Source organism: Paenibacillus sp. FSL E2-0190, from assembly GCF_037992965.1.
Lineage (GTDB): Bacteria > Bacillota > Bacilli > Paenibacillales > Paenibacillaceae > Paenibacillus_AQ > Paenibacillus_AQ odorifer.
This window is the reverse complement of record NZ_CP150306.1, coordinates 3,526,146-3,545,914: the sequence shown is the minus strand read 5'-3', so window position 1 is coordinate 3,545,914 and position 19,769 is coordinate 3,526,146. Positions and strand designations below refer to the sequence as shown.

General features: G+C 41.4%; 15 protein-coding genes. 6 read left to right on the top strand and 9 right to left on the bottom strand.

Features of this window, described 5'->3' with window-relative positions:
- Window positions 1–144: 144 nt before the first annotated feature.
- From NST25_RS15415 to NST25_RS15405, 3 genes are all read left to right on the top strand, one after another.
- Entirely contained in the window at window positions 145–693 is a 549-nt protein-coding gene (locus tag NST25_RS15415; RefSeq protein WP_076316426.1) for a TetR/AcrR family transcriptional regulator, read from the top strand.
- A gap of 979 nt (window positions 694–1,672) precedes the next feature.
- Complete coding sequence (locus NST25_RS15410) at window positions 1,673–2,194, top strand: DUF3231 family protein (RefSeq protein ID WP_036677170.1); 522 nt, start codon at window positions 1,673–1,675, stop codon at window positions 2,192–2,194.
- Window positions 2,195–2,313: 119 nt separating this feature from the next.
- Window positions 2,314–2,979, top strand: coding sequence for a LysE family transporter (locus tag NST25_RS15405; protein WP_339191207.1), 666 nt, complete (start codon window positions 2,314–2,316; stop codon window positions 2,977–2,979).
- Here NST25_RS15405 and NST25_RS15400 read toward each other — a convergent pair.
- The 7 genes from NST25_RS15400 to NST25_RS15370 form a co-directional block, all read right to left on the bottom strand.
- The gene (locus tag NST25_RS15400) at window positions 2,897–4,225 is read right to left on the bottom strand and encodes an amidohydrolase family protein (RefSeq protein ID WP_339187034.1); all 1,329 of its coding nucleotides are present in this window, start codon (window positions 4,223–4,225) and stop codon (window positions 2,897–2,899) included. The two genes, NST25_RS15405 and NST25_RS15400, sit on opposite strands and share 83 nt — an antisense overlap.
- A 172-nt stretch (window positions 4,226–4,397) precedes the next feature.
- Entirely contained in the window at window positions 4,398–5,006 is a 609-nt protein-coding gene (locus NST25_RS15395) for a TetR/AcrR family transcriptional regulator (RefSeq protein ID WP_339187032.1), read from the bottom strand.
- Window positions 5,007–5,098: 92 nt separating this feature from the next.
- Window positions 5,099–7,714: a phosphoenolpyruvate synthase gene (gene ppsA / locus NST25_RS15390; protein WP_340391718.1), complete on the bottom strand. Its 2,616-nt coding sequence runs from the start codon at window positions 7,712–7,714 to the stop codon at window positions 5,099–5,101.
- Window positions 7,715–7,999: 285 nt separating this feature from the next.
- Complete coding sequence (locus NST25_RS15385) at window positions 8,000–10,651, bottom strand: discoidin domain-containing protein (protein WP_340391717.1); 2,652 nt, start codon at window positions 10,649–10,651, stop codon at window positions 8,000–8,002.
- A 226-nt stretch (window positions 10,652–10,877) separates the two neighbouring features.
- Window positions 10,878–11,801, bottom strand: coding sequence for an aminoglycoside phosphotransferase family protein (locus NST25_RS15380; RefSeq protein ID WP_076184961.1), 924 nt, complete (start codon window positions 11,799–11,801; stop codon window positions 10,878–10,880).
- A gap of 71 nt (window positions 11,802–11,872) precedes the next feature.
- On the bottom strand, window positions 11,873–12,892 hold the full coding sequence (locus NST25_RS15375) for a phosphotransferase (protein ID WP_340391715.1): 1,020 nt from the start codon (window positions 12,890–12,892) through the stop codon (window positions 11,873–11,875).
- Window positions 12,893–13,046: 154 nt separating this feature from the next.
- Window positions 13,047–13,961, bottom strand: a complete 915-nt coding sequence (locus NST25_RS15370; RefSeq protein WP_076130610.1) for an ArsR family transcriptional regulator — start codon at window positions 13,959–13,961, stop codon at window positions 13,047–13,049.
- A gap of 174 nt (window positions 13,962–14,135) precedes the next feature.
- Here NST25_RS15370 and NST25_RS15365 point away from each other — a divergent pair, with 174 nt between their 5' ends.
- Window positions 14,136–15,632 (top strand): glycoside hydrolase family 43 protein, encoded by a 1,497-nt coding sequence (locus NST25_RS15365; protein WP_076190317.1) that lies wholly within the window; start codon window positions 14,136–14,138, stop codon window positions 15,630–15,632.
- Window positions 15,633–15,748: 116 nt separating this feature from the next.
- Here NST25_RS15365 and NST25_RS15360 read toward each other — a convergent pair whose 3' ends face one another.
- The gene (locus tag NST25_RS15360) at window positions 15,749–16,600 is read right to left on the bottom strand and encodes an aldo/keto reductase (protein WP_076130608.1); all 852 of its coding nucleotides are present in this window, start codon (window positions 16,598–16,600) and stop codon (window positions 15,749–15,751) included.
- Between the two features lie 36 nt (window positions 16,601–16,636).
- Window positions 16,637–17,602, bottom strand: a complete 966-nt coding sequence (locus tag NST25_RS15355) for an aldo/keto reductase (protein ID WP_076302104.1) — start codon at window positions 17,600–17,602, stop codon at window positions 16,637–16,639.
- A 325-nt stretch (window positions 17,603–17,927) separates the two neighbouring features.
- Here NST25_RS15355 and NST25_RS15350 point away from each other — a divergent pair, with 325 nt between their 5' ends.
- Together NST25_RS15350 and NST25_RS15345 are read left to right on the top strand one after the other, a co-directional pair.
- The gene (locus NST25_RS15350) at window positions 17,928–18,602 is read left to right on the top strand and encodes a response regulator transcription factor (protein WP_076184972.1); all 675 of its coding nucleotides are present in this window, start codon (window positions 17,928–17,930) and stop codon (window positions 18,600–18,602) included.
- Window positions 18,599–19,654: a HAMP domain-containing sensor histidine kinase gene (locus NST25_RS15345; protein WP_081386330.1), complete on the top strand. Its 1,056-nt coding sequence runs from the start codon at window positions 18,599–18,601 to the stop codon at window positions 19,652–19,654. The genes NST25_RS15350 and NST25_RS15345 overlap by 4 nt, the downstream gene beginning before the upstream one ends.
- Window positions 19,655–19,769: the final 115 nt, after the last annotated feature.

Sequence of the window (19,769 nt, the reverse complement as noted above, 5' to 3'; positions counted from 1 at the left end):
TTTATTTTTGTAACTCACACAACAAGCATAAAACTATAAGTTACAAAAGTCAACAATTGTTACTGGATATTTCATATGTTAAAATACTCGCAAGTGTATAAACGACAAAAAGGAATTTATTGAAGAAAGAAGGGTTGACAGTCGGTGGCTAAAATCACTCAAGAGCTTGTTATTGAAACAGCTGAGGCATTAATTAAACGCACGGAAAAATCCGAAGTGACACTCTCACAAATTGCGGATGAATTAAGTATCACCCATGCAGCGCTCTATAAGCACTTTAAAAATAAGCAAGAGCTCTGGGCAGCCGTATCTAAGAGCTGGTTCAACCGGATGATTTCAGAACAAATTAAATTAGATATGACTAATTTAACTAAACCGCAAGAATTGCTTCACGATTGGCTATGGGCATTTGTTAACGCAAAAAAACGCGCTTATAACGAGAATCCCAAGATGTTTGCCTTGAATACTCAATACGTGGATAGCAATCCACTGGTATTACGCAATGTTCTCTGGGATTCCTACCAAATCATTGACGGCCTCATGGACTATCACGATCCCCACTTGGAACGGGCTGAGGCGATTCTCTCTGCGTTTGCAGTATTTAGCCTCCCATCCTTCAAAGAATCCTGGAATTTACCTGACTACCAAGACAGGTTTGAACGCATCTGGAGTTTAATTAATAAGGGTCTTTGAATTCAAATCCCTTAGTTTTAAAAAAATTATTCTTCAATCATAAACATGGTCCAGAAGCTTCTGTCTTCTGAAGTACTGTAGTTGTTCTCCCACTTTTGTCCGGTTCCGCCAATTTTCGTAAACTCGGAGTAAAATTATCATTGCGAAGTCCTGCTTCGGTGGAATACGCGGAACTCCTCACTGAGCATGCCAACATGTGCGGGTTACGGACGACTCTGGAACCTGTGGCTGGTGCTAGATATGCGCCGCACGGCGTAATCCTTTATTGGTTCTTCTAAGATTACAACTTATAAAAAGAGGTCTGTTGTAATAAGACAGATCTCTTTTTTATTCCTTATTTTCATTCAGCGGATTATCGAATTAATAAATATCGTTAAAGTGCAAGCGGATTACAATATCCTGATCGTAATTGCCGAATCTCGAACCATAGAGTGTCCATTCCCCCTACAGTTCCCTTTAGCTCTAAAAAGTTTAGCTTTTTTTCTCGGCTTCTATTCCGCAAGCTTGTAAGTCCAAGCAACTCTAAGAGACCAACCACCTCCTATTCTCGATACTCATCCCCGACTGCCTGCGCTCGGTTCTACCGCTGTTGAATTATGATTACCCGTTGCATTAATATTCCTTGCATACAGGTTATCTTTTGTTTGATTAGCTGAGTACTTACCAAAGGTGTTGGAAGTCTCAATGACTCCCCATCAATCCCTGCCTCGGTTGGAGATACACTCCACCATCTCCAGTGATAAGCAACTTCATTGAATGCAAAAGGCATTTATACTTCCAATCATCACGTTGAAAAACATTTGATTCCTCCACAACTCGTGTTCAATTTTATCGTTCCTTATTTTCACATTTATCCTTAAACTTGCACGAATGACGACGCCTCAAATTGACATACCAATTTTATGTGAAAAGCTGCAATTTCCGTGTTTTTGTGGGCATGCTAATGTTTGTTCAAATTCAACAATAAAGGAGACTGTTTATGACAGGGATTCTAGGCGGTAACCCCAAAGAAGAACCGATGCATTATGGAGAGATTTTTACGGTTTGGCAAGCCTCTATGGTAGCAAAGGGAGCACTCTCTTGTTACAGAGCTTATATGTATCACGCTGGTGACAATGACCTGAAAAAAATATTAGGAGCTTTAATTGATCAAGCGGAGCTTGAAATCAGTGAGTGTGATACACTGCTCTCAGAGCAAGGTATTGCATCTGCACCAGTAATGCCAAATCGGCCCGATGCCAAGCTTGAAGATATTCCTGTAGGGGCACGTTTCACAGATCCTGAAATTGCTGCCAAACTTGCAGCTGATAATGCTGTTGGACTTGTGGCATGTAGTCAGGCAATGGGACAATCGATCAGAGAAGATATAGGGGCTTTGTTTGCTAAATATCACCTTACCAAAGCAGCCATCGGCCTTAAAATTCTACATTTGACTAAGAAAAAAGGCTGGTTGATTCCTCCACCTCTTCTTGTCAAACGACCTGAATCCGTTAAGGCGTAATCCTACTCACTCTTCAGCTTCTTATAAAAGAAGGCCTGCAATCATCCGCGGGCCTTCTTTTGCTTGTCCTACTACTACCTTTATTAGAATATGTTATCTATATTAAGGAGGAGGACAACATTAACGTATTTATAGGTTATATGATTCTAGGATTATCCCTCTCGGCACCTCTCGGACCCATTAATGCAGCACAGCTGGACAAGGGACTCCGCGGAGGATTTATGCCTGCCTGGATAGTTGGTTTAGGGGCGGTTAGTGCCGATATCATCTATATGCTGCTTGTTTATTTTGGCCTCATTCATCTGCTGGATGCTCCGTTTGTTAAAGTGTTTTTATGGTTGTTCGGATTCTTTGTCCTCGTCTATTCAGGTGTAGACAGCATTAAAAATACAAGAGAAATTTCAGGGATCGAGATGAGGGGAAACGATGTCTCACTGTCCAAATCTTATCTTTCGGGATTTCTGATGTCCTTGTTTAATCCCCTCTCCATCCTTTTTTGGCTGGGTATATACGGCTCAATATTAGCTAAGGTGGTTAGCGAGTATCCAATTCAGCAGTTATTGATCTACAGTGGAGCGATCGTCCTCGGGATTTCACTCTGGGATGTAGCCATGGCTGCCGCCTCCAGCCTCTTTCGGGGCGCTGTTCTTTTAAGAATAGCTAGGATACCCAAACGTGCTTCTACAATCATTCATCTCACTCCTAAATACTCCAAACCGTATCCAGCAGCTCGTCCACTGCTTGAATTCTGTTCACAGAGGGTGTTTGTATTAAATTCCCTCTGACCATAACCATAGCTACATTCGACAAAGCTTTTATGTTCTCCAATGGGTTTTGCTCCATCATGATTAAATCCGCATATTTGCCAACATCTATAGAACCTGTCAGGTGATCGATTCCCAAAATCTCTGCATTTGATTTGGTTACTAGTTCAATAACCTGACTTGCGTTCAGCTTTGTTTGTCGCATGAAATGATCAAGCTCACGCCAAAGATCATAGTGGGTTACATAGGACATAGCGGCATCCGTGCCCACACCAATTTTGATATCATGTTCTATAGCCTGCTGTAGCCCTTTTAACATTGAGTCATACACAAGCCGGGCATTTTCCTTAACGGTTGTATTCAACTTTGTCAGGCTCGGATCTAATTTCGCACTGGGATAAGCTGCTTGTAAAGTAGGGATCACAGCGGTGTAGCCCTTTAAGGCTCTGGGATTATTTTTGTACAGCCTGATCATTTCCTCATCCATCTCCGCGCCGTGTTCAATAGTATCTACCCCACCCTTTAACGCAACTCTTACACCTTCGGTACTTTCTGCATGTGCCGCCACACGCATCCCAATTTTATGAGCTTCCTCGCAAATCGCAGCCACCTCTTCTTCCGTCATTTGCAAGCGGCCTGCTTCTCCGACCCTTTTGGCATCGGTAACCCCGCCAGTTACACATATTTTGATTAGGTCCACTCCGTTTTTTACATTGATTCTTACATTTCTTCTCCCTTCCCATGGTGAATCACCGACCAAAGCCAAATATGGTGCACCGTGGCCATCCGTTACGCTCAGGAAATACCCGGATACCAAAAGATTAGGTCCAATAAATTGATTTGCCTTAATCTCATCCCTCAAAAGAACATCAGTATAAAAAAATTCACCTACGCTACGCATCGTTGTTACTCCGGAATGTAATGCGGTTAGGGCATTTTTTTTCATCCGTTTCTTCAATACGTTTCTGCCCAGTCTCGTATCCAAAATATGATGAAACGCAAAATTCAGCAGCCCTTCACTGGCAGATAGCGTAAATGGCTTCCCATCGGCAAAAAGATGAACATGCGCGTTGATGAGACCGGGCATCACATATTTCCCCGAACAATCGATCGTTTGGTAATGGGTCGGAACAGTTACAGCGCTTGCTTTCCCGATCTCTTGAATCAATCCGTTTTCCTGAATCAAAATAGTCATATGGGTATCCGTGCCTTTTATTGCATCTCCATAAATAACATTGCAGTCCTTAAATGCATAACCTATCTTCATCGTAGCTTCCCCCGTTTCATGATTACACCGTCCAATAATGAATTAAATATTCATTATTGGATTAAAAAAATAGGGACCCTCGTAGATGCTAAATGTGCATATCCACTTGGTTGTCCCTCATTGCAGTGTTGTGCGCCAGTTCCACCCCAAACCTTAATTCGGCGCATTGACGTTATTCGTTTAAGCTTTTTAGTCCATGCAGCCAGTATAAGCTTAATGCCTCAAAAATCCGTTTCCGGCTATCGGTGCTCATCTCGTGCTTTAATAAATCCAGGATCATATTGATGACATTGTTCGCGATGATCTTCAGCAGAATCATATTTTCTTCGGTTCCGATTTCGTATCTTTTATAATGATCCTTAACATAGGGTCTTTTAGTTTCGATCATCAGATCGATCAGCTCGTTTTTGGCATTGCTATATACGGTCCCTTTATTCTTTTCAAAAATAATGACAATCTGCCTGCTGTATTGGGTTAATATAGTTATTTGCTCTTGAACGATAGCTGATTTTTTCTCATTATTAACATCATCAAAAAAAGTCTGGTTATCGATGCGAATATTTTCCACTAACACATTCTTCAAATAGTCCACTAAAGACGGCGGAACAACCGAATAGAACAACTCTTTTTTATTTTTAAAATAAGTATAAATATTTCCAACAGAAATTTGAATTTCATCGGCAATATCATTCATTTTGGCATCAGAGAAGCCTTTTTGGAAAAATACCTTTAAAGCGGCGGATTCAATTTCCTGTTTTACTTCATCTTTTTTTGACTGCATATTGCCCCTCACCTTTAATAATGAACTGATAATTCACTATTAAAAATAATTCAAAAGATTGAATTTGTCAAACCACATTCGTGATTCAGCCATTACAATATCTCGATATAGCCTTCTGTTCCATGCACACGAATTCGTTGCCCGTCTTTTATCAATTTGGTAGCATTCTCCACGCCGACAACTGCTGGCAAGCCATATTCACGCGCAATAACTGCCCCATGGGTCATGAGTCCACCAACTTCAGTAACTAGGCCTTTTACAGATACAAACAATGGAGTCCAGCTAGGGTCAGTAAATAAGGTAACTAATATATCTCCGTTTTCCAGATCAGCATCCTCCATGTTTAAGATGACACGCGCACGTCCCTCTATAACACCGGCAGAAACCGCTAAACCTACAATAGCTTCAGTTGGGAGGTTTTCTCGTTTATACTTACCCGCAATGATTTCACCTTCAGACGTAATAACACGTGGTGGAGTTAGTTTTTCAAATAATTTGTACTCTTCTTTGCGTTTGCTGATGATCTGGTAATCCAATTTATTTGTGCTTACAACTTCGCATAGTTCTCCAAAAGTGAGATAGTATATATCTTCTTTTTCAGGAATAACTCCCGCTTGTATTAGTTGTTCAGCTTCTTTCAGTAAAGCTTGTTTATAAACGAAGTAGCGATTAACCATACCGTATTTGGGGTATTCCCTATACCCGCTGAAATTCCGGATGAGATCAATCATTCGTTTTGTTTCATTCGCTTTTTGTTCACCATCGGGTAATTGCTTCAATCGATCTAATAGCTCTTGTTCTTTTTTCAAAGCTTCCTGTCGACCTTGCTCAAATTTCCGATGGCCAGCATTAGGTTTAAAGTTTTTGATATTACTGAGAATCATGGGGACAAGTGTAGTTGGTTTTTCGCTCCAACGAGTTCTTGTAAGATCGATTTCTCCGGTACATCGCATTCCGTATTTACTGAGATAGTCATAGAAAGCGTCTTGGGTTTCCTGCCCACCCTCAAAACTAACCAGTTCATTTAAGAAATTATCATCTTTAACCTGCTGTAAATAATCAATGACTTCCGGATATGGCCGAATCACATCAGCGAGATTGAGTAGCGCCAGACCCATTTCTGAAGTAATATTGCCCTGTACAGATTGAGAAAGCGTATCCGCTGCGTTTTTTTCACCTAACCACTCATTTATTTTTTCATTGATCCATGCTGAGGCATCCATAGCCGCCATAATCACACGCATATTTTGTGGGTTGAATAGAATCTTCTTTAATTGCTGCATATCTTCCAGAATAAAATCAAACAACTCCGCCCCTGATTTGGTTTGAATGATTTGTTGCAACTCTTCTATCGAGGCTTGGTTGCTCTTAATGAGGTCAGAAACGATTGTCGGATCATTTTCGAGTTCTACTTGAGAATCACTAGGTGGCAGGCTTGTATTGCTCTTACTCGGAGTAGAAGCCTTTTCATTATCTGCCGAAAATTTTATAAAATCTTCTCGCTCTACGATGGTTATGAGTGCGTCTTTTATGAGGGGATCAGATTTACCTAAGGCTTCTATGATCATTTCTCTGCTGCCAGGTGAAGCAAGACTTGATGTGACATCAACAAACAATCTTCCGCCAGCTGTACGCATAGGTGCAGGAGTCGTTAACAGGTAAAAAGCCAATCCCAGCGGTTTCATGGGATCTGTCATCATTTGTTGATGACCAACAGATACATAAACGTGGTTTTCTTGATCATTCGCTTCAGGGATGGGGAATAAAGTCGTGATCGGCCGACTCTGGACGATATAAAATGTATCCTCGGCCAAACACCATTCGATATCTTGTGGGCAACCAAAATAAGCTTCAATCTGTCTGCCTATCCTTGCTAATTGTAAAATTTGTTGTTCAGTAAGTGTTTGAGTCTCTTGCTGATCGAGTTCGATCTGCCGGGTCTCTGTTCCGCCTTCTTTTAGTCCGTAAATAGCCAATTTTTTGGTTGCTATTCTCTTATCGACAATTTTCTCTTGCTGTACTTTATAACCATCGGCAGATACCAAGCCAGAGACCAGAGCTTCGCCAAGTCCAAAACTGGCATCGATGGATAGCAGTTTTCGGTTAGAAGTAATCGGATCAGCGGTAAATAAAATCCCTGAAGCCTGTGGAAAAACCATCCTTTGAACGATAACGGATGAATAAACTTGACTGTGGTCAAATCCATTTTGCATACGGTAGATTACGGCACGATCCGTAAATAGAGAAGCCCAACATTTGCTGATATGCTGAAGGATTGCTTCTATGCCGATGATATTTAAATAGGTATCTTGTTGACCTGCAAAAGAGGCATGTGGTAAATCTTCAGCGGTGGCACTAGAACGCACTGCATAAGCATGTTCATCACCCAGCTGGGTGAGATAGTGAGAAACTGCCTTCACAACATCGAAAGGAATTTCTGCTTCCACAATGATTTGCCGAATCTTCTTACTGATTTCACCGATTTGATCCCGATCTTCTACTTTTAGCATAGTTAGTTGATCCAACAAAGCATGATACGTTTGGTTCTGTTCGAGGGCTTGGTGATATCCTACTGTTGTAATACAGAATCCTTCTGGTACTTGTATTCCTTCTATTTGTGATAGTTTCCCTAAATTTAACCCTTTTCCGCCAACGAGCAAAAGCTGTGTATTGTCCACTTCCTGAAAACCGAGAACTAAAGAACGCATTTATTATCGCTCCTAACTATTAAATTGAGAAAAAAATTGACAAGAATTTAACGGTATGATAATATAAATATATAAGATGCAATTATTATGCCTAACTATAGAATTTCAGTCGTGAGTTGATTATATCATCGTGTCTTTTCATATGCAATATATAAGAATCTGATGAGATAAATCAGGTTCTTTTTTTGATTTCAGCTATCATTAGTGTTAAAGCAAATAAACCGTAGCCCCTCAAGTGGCCTACGGTTTATTTGCTTTAATATTAGAATGACGTAATAGGGTATATTATAATCCCTTCACTTCAAACTCATAGATCCGCGCTGCCGTATCGGCTCCCTGCGTAGGTTTGAGAATCAATAATTTTACATAGCGGGCTTTTACTAACGCAATTGAATCAGTCGACTCGGCAGCCGAGTTTCCTTGGACGTTGACGACATCCGTCCAGTTCGTTCCGTCGCTGCTGACCTGAATCGTATAATCACTGGTATTAAAACCGGACCACTCTCCTCCGCTCTCAGCATGCTTGATGACAAAAGCGCTGAGTTGATGTTCGGCGCCGAGGTCGACTTGAAGCCAATGGGGCAGATTGCCAATTGCGCACCATTTACTGTTATCCGTCACTTTACCATCTACGGCGTTAGGTGCCCCTTCCTTTTCCCCGCAGGCATGATCGGCTGTTGCAGTTTTACCAAGTGCCAGATTTTTCACTGCTCCAGCTTCCTTACTCACTGTGATGAGCTCTTTTTTCGTAATTGTGTCTTGGCCCGAGCTGTTAGTTGCAGTCAGTGTCACACTATAAACGCCTTCCTGAGCGAACGTCACAACTGGGTTCTTTGATGTGCTGACCGCGGGGCTTCCGCTTTCGAAGGTCCATGACCATCCTTCTGTCACTTCAGTCGACAGGTCGGTGAAGTTTACGCTCTCGCCTGGAGCGACTAGGGTTTGATCAGTTTTGAACTCCGCAGTCGGCTTTGGATAATCCGGCCAGCTAATCTTCACGCTAGAGGATTGACCTTGCTCGTATCTTCCATTGACGGCAACAACCTTCAATACTGTGATAGTTTCTTTGTCTATTCTTCGCATCTCAGGAACGTAAAACACATGATTTGGTGTTGCACCTATGAACATCTCACTGCCATCTGGAAGCACTCGATAGATTTCGTATTGCTTGACCTGTTGGTCAAGCTGTTTCCACTGTAATCTGGCATCTCCATAAATACCATTGCGAAAATCAGTTTGAGTGACCTTAAGATCGCGAACCGCGGGTAGTGGTTTGATCGGGTCATTAGCATTTTGAATGGAGAGCTGGCCAATTTGAATGTTGTAATTATTAACCTCATTCTTAGAATCAAAATACAGTGACAACGCTACGATCCGTTTCCCTTTGTATGGGGTCAAATTCAATGTTTCAGTTGTCCAGTCTGGCGATGTCTTATCCTTCACATTAAGGAAGATATTTTGATCGGGCTGATCTGCGAATGCAAGACCAACCTTCAGGCTTGGCTTATTTTGTGTTTTGTACGTAATAGACAGCTTTGTGCTTGCTTCGATCTTAAGGTCGGTCTTGTAGAGCTTCAAATGTGTCGCATTGTTAGGGTTCAGCACGCCTGATACCTTCAACGAACTGCCGCCGTAATAGGCATCGGACCAATCGAGCACTGGTGAAAGCGGGGTACCTTTGCTGTCTGCAATCCAGCGCCAGGAGGGAAGAATATCCTGCAGACTCCGGTTGTTCCAGCCTTTATCCCGCACCTGCTTCCCTCTTACAAAATATTTCTGTCCGCTTCCCGTGTTGAAGTTGGTGGTGAAAGGCAGCTCATTGATTGGTGATGATTCGATCACATCGTTAGCGATACCTTTCCAGGCTTGATCACTCGAGGTGTTACTCGGATTCCCGTTTGGACCCACCCAGAATTTATTCTCGCGTACGAAGAAATCTTCCATACTCTCTGCGCTGTTAAAAGCCCAATCGGGGCGGTAAATACCAAGGGAAGTAACGGCAGGATCTTTATCCGGAAACAACAGATTCCAGTTCACCTTTGTATCGTAACCCTTGGCTTCGACATCGATGCCTGCATACAAGTCATATGGACTTCTGCCCAAGCTTCTAGCCTTCTCTGCCGAGCTTTTAAGATCCTTCCACCAAAAGTTCAGGAACATATTGTCTGTAATTTGCTTTTTATTGTCTTGCAGGAACATCGCATTCTTGTCGTTAAGTGCATTTTGCCAACTGATACTGCCCTCATTGGTCATGGAATCATACCATACGATGTGCATAGAATTTGACTTGTGTGATTCCAGATAACTTAGGAAAGCTTTCATTTGCTGTGCGTCGGCCGGCGTTCCGCCCTCAGTCTCCTGGTTAATAAACCAGCCGTCAAATCCGTAATGGCTCGCAACCTGGATCAACTTGTCAGCAGCAGGAAAGGAGCCGTCACTATTCTGCTGAAGCATCTGCTTGACCCATTCATACTTCCCGCCATATACGGTTGGTGGAAAGAACACCGTTCCGATGATCGGCACGCCATTTTTATGAGCCGCGTCGATCGTATCAGCGCTTGGAGGTACGATGATCCCTTCGCCCGCGGAACCACCCCAATAGACCAGCTTGTCAACATATTGCCAATAGGTAAATGTGTTAGCTTCGAATTTGCTTGAACCCTGCGATGGAACTCCGCTTGTTCCCGGGTTCAGTGCTGATAAAGCCATGACTCTTGGCGCTTTGGTTGCATGAGCGTTGACTCCATCTGCTACAAAACGGTCCTGCAGCGGGACTGTGCTCCGGTTAAATGCGGCATCCGGGTCGGATGCCGGACTCCACTGAAGCAATTGCTCCGGAAACCAATAGGATGAATAAGGCTGTTTCGCGAACGCAGTTGTGGATAAGGCTGCGCACATCACAAGTAAGAATATAAAACCTGCCCCAATCTTTTTCATGCCATACTCCTCCAATCGATTGATTAAATGATTGCGCTTACATTTTATCAAGTTGGACAAAGCTATAGATAGTGGATTAATGGCAAGTTCAGGTGCATTTATTACAGGTTGTCAGCCTAGGCTATAATCCCAGTGGGGAATTTGCTCCTAGAAATTTGATATTTATATACAAAAAGCCGCAATTATGCGGCTATTAAATGTTTATGATAAGGTATAGCGTCAGTTATTACGCTTTTAGGTTTAAAAGAAAATGCCGTGTGTCCTGATAAGCCTCTGTCCAGCCCATCTTAGCATAGAATCGAAGTCCATCGAGTCCCTTAAAATAATAGGCACCGATTAGCCGCTCCTCAAAATTCGGGGTCACTATTCTAGCTTTCTTTTGATAATTTTGATATGTGTTAATGACATCACACCAAGGCATATGCTTGTCGAGAACCGCAAGGTCTATGAGAGAATCGCCATACATGCAATTTCCATCAATAATGCCGGTTATCCGTGTTCCGTTGGACAACATATTCCACTGTTGAAAATCTCCGTGTATAAAGCTTCTATTAGATTCATTATAGGGTACATAGGTCATCAAACGACTATAGATTTCTTCGTATACGTCTCTTTCCAAGCAAGACGTGCGGAAGAGTTCATGCCAATTCTCCCAGAATGTCCCCGTCTGATCTTCCGCATTTACGGCAATGACGAAGTCTTTCCAAGATGAATAGGAACCATTGCCGTCAGGTCCGATCCAACCATAACCGTTAGTTCCCCCAATATCCGCTTCGGCCATTCTTGTTAAAATGCCGATAATTTCTGGCATCAGACGGGTTTGTTCCTCTGCTGTACAATCGGATAGATTGCGACCTTCCATTCGCTCCATGATCAAATAGGTTAACTGATTAGTCCTCCCTAACCCCAAACATTTTGGGAAAGGGATACCTTGGTCGAGTAGCAAATTAGATACAAATTGTTCGGTCTCATATGCTCGTTCCAAATCGCTGAATTTCACAACATAGTCTTTTCCTTCTAAAATAAAAGAAAACACGTTGCTTATATTGCCGCCAGACAACGGTGTAATCTCAGCCGCTCCCTGTCCAAGATGATTCCACAGTACTTTTTCAATTTCACTCATGGTCAATTCCGGTTTTTCGTAAGCCATATTTACTCCAACTCCTGCTTATTTGAGTCTACATATGAATTTATCCGCAGCATATCAAAAACACCCTCATCCTAAATATCTCGTTTCTCATACTCAAAGGGTTCATCACATGAGTAAATTTCATGGAAAAATCCTACATATGGGATATCGTCTTCTAGACATTTTATACGATATGACAGCTCTTCATCGCATTCCGGGTCTTCACCATTGTTCCGCATTACCTCGAATGCATCAACGATGTTTTCCATGAGGGTTACTTGGATAAACAATGGCAATGTGTCTAACATCGAATCTTCGATCCTGGTCTCGGATCTGTAGCCATCAAGGACTGTTTTAAAATAATCATCCATAAACTGTTTGCGTTTATCAGTGTCTTGTTCAAATTGTATCCAGCCCACTCCAAGTGTCCAGAGATTTGCCAGGTCATACATATACCAACAAAAGCAGGAGTTATCGAAATCAAAAACAGTTATTTGCCCTGTATCAAAATCGATCATATAATTCCCATCGCAGTAATCAAAATGAACCATCCCAAAAGACTCGTGATTCCTGTCCATCCCTTCTAAGGTTGTTAAGAGATCTACCAGTTTCTCCTTCAAAAGAGATAACGAGTTAGGTATTAGCTTATCTATATAATCGGCATTGTATTTATCAAAAAAATCATACCGAGAATGGACAGGTGTATAACCCTTCGACAATTGATGCATTTTCCCAAGAACTTTGCCACAGTTATAATAGTATTCCGTAATAGGAACGCCTTCCCGATACTGATAATTATTTTCCGCGAGCATCCCCCCCTTGGCCTTTTCAAACAAGCAGACAAAAAAGGTATGATTATTAAGAGTTATCGTTTCCAGCAGATTCCCCTTCTGGGAGTTGACCACATTCGAAACACTGCCGCCATGCTCGTACAAATACCTGATATATTCCACTTCACCCAAAATATCTTCTCGGCTTCTGTCACTTAAAAAGGCAATTCTGATTATTTTTGCTTCATAATCAGCTTTATCACAGTTATATGCGACATTCCGTCCTCCTTCATGTGCATTGATAAGCCTGATTTCATAACCTTCCAATCCGTACAATTCCATCACTAATGGAAGTAAGTGTGTATCAGCGATTTTAATAACCTCGTTATAATTCAGAATATCTCTCCTCTCAACTTCTTCAATATATGGATAGTTTACCAGTTCCAGCAGATAAACAGGATGGAGAAAACAACTATAACTGAACTATCCTGCTTCATTAGGTCATCGTTCCTAGGTACACACGAATTAAAATATCTTGGTCATGGTTACCGAATCCAGCCCCATAAAGTGTCAAACCACCAACATTAACAGCCTTCTCGTCAACTGCGAACCGAAGCGTCCAGAATTGTTCCCGTAGCAAAATATCTGCGACAGTAATGTCCGACATCCTTTCTTCATCAATAAATGTGCCCGAAGTGTCAATGCGGATCGTCTTCAATAACCCGTATTGATTTACATTCCGATGCCACCAATCCGGAGTATATATGCCTCGTGCCGCTCTTCCAAAGTCTGCCGGACTGGTCCAAGTTCCAAGCTTCACACCGTTAAAAAAGAACTCAATATCCGAAGGCCAATGATCTTTCAAGCCTGGCGCTTCAGAAGCAATTTCCATTGAAATCTCGATGGCCTCGGGCATTTGACCGGGAAGTAAGTAGTTAGGCGTTTTGTACTCTACGTAACCTCTCCCAAACCACAAAATGCCGGCGTTGACCCGCTCGGGATCGAGAAAATAGCGGGGATCGTCCCAAACCCCAATCTCTTTCTCTTGTGTCCCAAGACCACATGTAGGATGGACATCAAACGAGGTATAATGACCGACTGAAATGGTCTGCTCTCTGATCCTCGGGGTTTGAGTGGCAGTGGGGAGTTCGATTTCAACTCTTTTTTGTTTAAGGAAACACATTTTGTGCGTTCCTCCGTTTAGGCGTATCCTGTGACTTCCTGTAAGTCCAGCTTGTTCGAGCTTTCGGATATGCATAGTAACTATGGAAGGACTAAGCTCTAACTTAGCCGCGATCTCCTTCACATTCATTTCATTATCTGCAATGAGGCTCATAATCCTCCATCTGACTTCGCTTGCCAGCGCTTCATATAACGCCATGAATTTTGCTTCGCCGTTTGCTTTGATCATCATCATAATCACCTGACCTGTGCTTATTGAAATTACATATATATTAATTTAATAAATATAACGTACATCTTCAACCCCGATTCATTGAAAACCTATAAGCAATAGTGTTTAATTTTCTTAGTAGTTAAATATATTGAATTCTTATTTATATGAATTTATTAATGAGGTGGAGAAATGAAATACAATAACCCGGTCATCAAAGGGTTTTATCCTGATCCCAGCGCATGTAAAGTTGAAGACACTTATTATTTGGTCTGCAGTTCCTTTCAGTATTTTCCCGGTGTTCCGATTTTTGAAAGCAAAGATTTAATTAATTGGACCCAAATCGGTCATTGCTTAACCCGAAAGAACCAGATTCAACTGGATACTGTGGACAGCTCCGGTGGTGTATTCGCCCCCACCCTGCGGTACAATAATGGACGATTCTACATGACGACCACTAATGACACTCTGCGCCAGAACTTCTATGTCTGGACTGACAATATTTACGGCGAATGGTCTGATCCGATTAATGTAGATCAAGGCGGTATTGATCCGGATTTGTATTTTGAAGACGGCAAAACGTATTTCATGAGTAATGGGACAGACGATTACGGAGTTAATGGTATAGTCCAATGTGAAATTGAAATTGAAACTGGGCAGAAGCTGTCGTCAAGCCGTTCAATCTGGCAAGGATCCGGTGGGCGTTATTTGGAGAGTCCTCATTTATACAAAATTAATGGACAATACTATCTACTAGCTGCTGAGGGTGGAACCGAATATGGGCATATGGTTACTTATGCAAGGGGCAATTCTCCTACTGGTCCATTCGAAGCCTACCCGCATAACCCCGTATTGACTAATCGAAATTTAGGCGGTTACGAGCTTCAGGGAGTTGGACATGGAGATTTGGTACAAGACCATGAGGGGGATTGGTGGCTGTTACATCTTGGATTCCGGCAGACTGGCCAGTATCTTACCTATCACCATTTGGGGCGCGAGGTTTTTCTAACTCCGATTACCTTTGGCGAGGATGGATGGTTTACAGCAGGTCATGAAGGTACCACACTTATAAGTTTCGAGACTGATCGTATTGCGGACACAGTCATTCAGCAGGAGAAAAGAGTCTTTACGTTCGAGAACACAGATTGGAATTTAGACTGGTGTTACCTGCGTCACCCGGTTACAGAAAATTATCGGTTAGAAGCTGATAAAATAAAGCTTAAAGGAACTGCAGTTACGTTAGATATCCCGGCTACTCCGACATTTATTGGTATTCGTCAAAAAGATTTTAACGCAATTATTTCGTGCCAAGTCAGCCTTACGAATGGTGAAGCCGGAATTACACTTTACATGGACGAAAATCACCATTATGATTTGGCCTTGCGTAAACATCCAGAGGGTTATGAGATTATCGAACGGCTGAATATCGGAGATATCAAATCCATTGAAAAAACAAAAAATATAGGTCAGTGCAACCATGCTTCATTAGTTGTCAAAAGCAGTCCAACGCATTATCAATTTTATATCCAGGTAGACGGTATTGAGATCTTACTCGGAGCTGCGCAAACCAAATATCTATCCTCTGAAATAGCCGGAGGATTCACAGGTGTGCTTATTGGTTTGTACGCCACTGGAGAAGATCAAGATTATAATGCGATATTCACAAGCTTTAGCTGCCTTTATTCTTAAACCTTCAAATTAAAATGAACTGTTCAAGGCTAAGGGTCTTATAAATAAAAGAGGGGTTAACCCCTTAATTATGGTTAACCCCTCTTTTATCAAAACCAACAAGATCCTAAGAAAAATTAGATATCCAGCTTCCTTGTACTTAACGCTTTTACCATTACAGGATCTCTATGTGAAAAGAACAAGCTCTCTTTTGTGTCTAACAGCGCAATTTGTTCTATATCCTCTGAGTTTAATTCAAAGTCAAAGATATTAAAGTTTTCAATTATTCTTTCTTTCCGGACAGACTTTGGAATCACAACAACTCCTCTTTGCGTCAACCAGCGTAAAACCACTTGGGCAACAGATTTATTATATTTTTGGGCTATTGATACTAAAACTTCGTTCTGAAACATGTTGTTTTTACCTTCAGCAAATGGACCCCATGATTCAATCTGAACATTGTTTTCTTTCATGAATGCAGCACTTTCAATTTGTTGGCAGAAGGGATGTGTCTCAACTTGATTAACGGCAGGAGTTACTTCATTATGAATAATCAAATCAATCAGACGATCGTTCTGGAAGTTACTTACGCCAATCGCTCTTATTTTTCCTTCACGGTACAATTCCTCCAGCGCCCGCCAAGAACCATGCACATCACCAAATGGCTGATGAATTAAATACAAATCCAAATAATCAAGTTGCAATCTTGAAAGGGATTTTTCAAATGCTTCCTTTGTACGTTCGTATCCTGTATCTTGAACCCATAATTTCGTAGTAATAAATAGATCCTCTCTTGGTACTCCACTCCGTTTGAGGGCTCTTCCCACCGCTTCTTCGTTTAGGTATGAGGCTGCGGTATCTATCAGTCGATAACCTGACATGATCGCATCGTAAACAGCTTGTTCACATTCAGCTGCATCTTGAATTTGAAAAACCCCAAAACCAAGTATCGGCATTTCAACACCATTGTTCAAAATAACTTTTTGCATAAAAAATCCTCCTATTAGTTGATGATATAGCTCTATTTAAAAGTGTGAACTATCAATATCCATTTTAGACAAAGCTTCATTTAGACTATCTACATCTTCCTTTGTTAATTTGAGATCAGCTCCATATAGGTTTTCTTCTAATCTGTTTAATTTTGTAGTGCCTGGAATTGGAATGATATATGGTTTTTGAGCTAATTCCCACGCGAGTACGACTTGAGCTGGTGCTGCATTTTTACTTTTTGCAACTTGAGTAATTAAATCTAATAACACTTGATTATGATCAATCACATCAGGTTTGAATCTTCCCATGAAACTTCGATAGTCACCTTCATCATATTTGGTTTCCTTGGTATATTTACCACTTAAGAAACCATTTCCTAATGGACTGTAAGCGATAAAAGCAATTCCTAATTCTTCACAAAGTTCAAACAACTCTTTTTCCGGTTCACGCCACATCATGGAGTACTGATTTTGGGTTGCAGTAATCGAACATACAGCATTTGCTCGTTTCATATAATCAATCGGTGCATTTGAGACACCCCATGTTTTAATCTTCCCTTCAGCTATTAAATCTTTCATTGTTTCAGCGACAGCTTCAGGTTCGACATTTGGATCCACTCGGTGCTGATAATATAAATCAATGCAATTGACCTTCAACCTTTTTAATGAACCTTCTATTTGTTCACGAATAGAATCTGGTGTGCTATTCAAAATAAGTTGAGGTTGACCGTCTACAGCTTCTTGTCCTAAAATTCCGAATTTAGTTGCAATCACAACTTGATCTCTTTGTGGTGCAAGGGCTTCGCCTACTAATTCCTCATTGGAATCTCCATAAAAAGCAGCAGTATCAAAGAAATTACATCCTAGTTCAACTGCTCTGCGAATTAATTTAACCATTTCATTACGATCTGCTGGCTTTCCATAGGCATGATCCATTCCCATACAGCCAAACCCTATTGCCGAAACTTCCAAGCCACTATTTCCTAATTTACGCATTTGCATCCGTGATCTTCCTTTCGCATGAAGTTCAGTCAAAGTTCAACGCTCGACGTAGTCTGCATTATTTTCAGCACGTTAATCCAGCTAAATTAGTTTGGGTACTATTTTAGTATGCAACAATTTTTCACAAAACAGATATCATAATAGTATTAAATCATTGCCTATTCCTCTCATTTCATTGAATCCTCCCTATGTATGAGTCACTTTATATCGACTACAAGGATTTCAAACCAAATCTTAAGATTAGATAAATATTGATTCTGCTCCCTTTAAAACAAATTCCCCACAGGTAATAATGGATACAAACCTACTATTGGAGTGAACAGTAATGATTAACATACTCGTTGTTGAAGATGATAAGCATGTAAGAAGACTTCTTGAAGCTGTTCTGAAACGCGAAGGATATGATGTTGTAACTGCTGAAGACGGAGTTAAAGCTTTGGAGGTCCTTGATTCACAGCATATTGATCTAATCATTCTGGATATCATGATGCCTAATATGGATGGTTATGAATTCGCCAAGGAAGTAAGAGATGCCGATAGCTTGGTCCCCATTCTTATGGCTACAGCAAAACAGCTGCCTGAAGATAAGAAAAAGGGGTTCCGGATTGGAACTGATGATTATATGACCAAACCCATTGATACCGAAGAAATGCTGCTCAGAATCCAAGCGCTGCTTCGCCGTTCACAAATCGCAAGTGCCCGCAAATTAGTAGTGGGTAAAGTGATCCTTGATTATGACGCATTGACAGTAACCCGGGAGGACGAGAGACAAACGCTACCGCAAAAAGAATTCTATTTGTTGTATAAGTTATTGTCTTATCCTGAACGGATTTTCACGCGCATCCAGCTTATGGACGAGATATGGGGCATGGAAAGTGAAAGTACGGATACAACCGTTAATGTGCATATCAATCGCCTGCGGAAACGGGTTGACGCTTATCCAGAGTTTGAACTGGTTTCCGTCAGAGGTCTTGGATACAAGGCGGTGCGAAGCCAGTGAGCAAAATAAGTAACAAGCTCAGCAACAGAATCAGCCTTCCCATCTATTTTTCTCTTATCATATTTTTCATCTTTCTTATTACCGTTGTGATTACAGGACTACTCTTCTTTCTCGCACAGGTTTTTGGTTTGTTGAACGAAGAGCTTGCCCAGGATGGATTCGTACTACCCATAATGGTATTAATCGCTTGTACAATTATCGGTACCACGATATCAGCCATCACAAGCCGGAAAATGGTAAAATCCATCCGGTTATTTATTGAGGCCACAGAGCGTCTTGCCAGCGGTGACTTCTCCATGCGGCTCCAGCTCAAAAGCCCGCCAGAGTTTGAAATTTTATCAGAGAATTTTAACCGGATGGCTGAAGAGCTTGGGGGTATCGAAATTCTGCGAACCGATTTTGTGAATAATTTTTCCCATGAATTCAAAACACCGATTGTATCTATTAAAGGGTTTGCCGAAGTCTTAAAGAACGATGATCTTACCAAAGAAGAACGGAATGAATATCTAGATATTGTCATTGAGGAGTCGACCAGACTTGCCTCCCTTGCGTCGAATGTACTGGAGCTGACGCAGGTTGAGACGCAAAAGATTCTGACAAACAAAATGCGGTTTAATGTTGGGGAACAAATTCGCCAGTCTGTGCTTTTACTGGCTGCCAAATTTGAGAAGAAGCACCTGAAGCTGAATGTTAATATTCAGGATTATGAACTCTCCGGCAATAAAGAGCTTTTAAATCAGGTTTGGTTAAATTTATTGGATAACGCGATCAAATTCACTCCTGAACATGGAGAAATTGAAGTTAACATGAAGAAAAACGAAGATAACCTGTTGATTCTAGTTCGTGACTGCGGAAGCGGTATTCATCCTGAGGCTCTTCCCAAGATATTCGATAAATTTTATCAGCAGGATACTTCCCACTCGACTGCAGGCAATGGACTTGGATTAGCAATTGTTAAAAAAATCATTCATCTACACCATGGAACCATTTCTTGCGAAAGCATTCCATTACAAGGAACCACATTTACAGTTACGATTCCGATTGGAATGTAGTACGAGCCCTGGAGAACCTCATCGTTCTTTCAGGTTTTTTTTATTTTTCAGAAAAGTTAACTTTCAGTTTATCTTCTTTCGTTATCATTTAAGCAACGCCACATAAAGGAGTCAG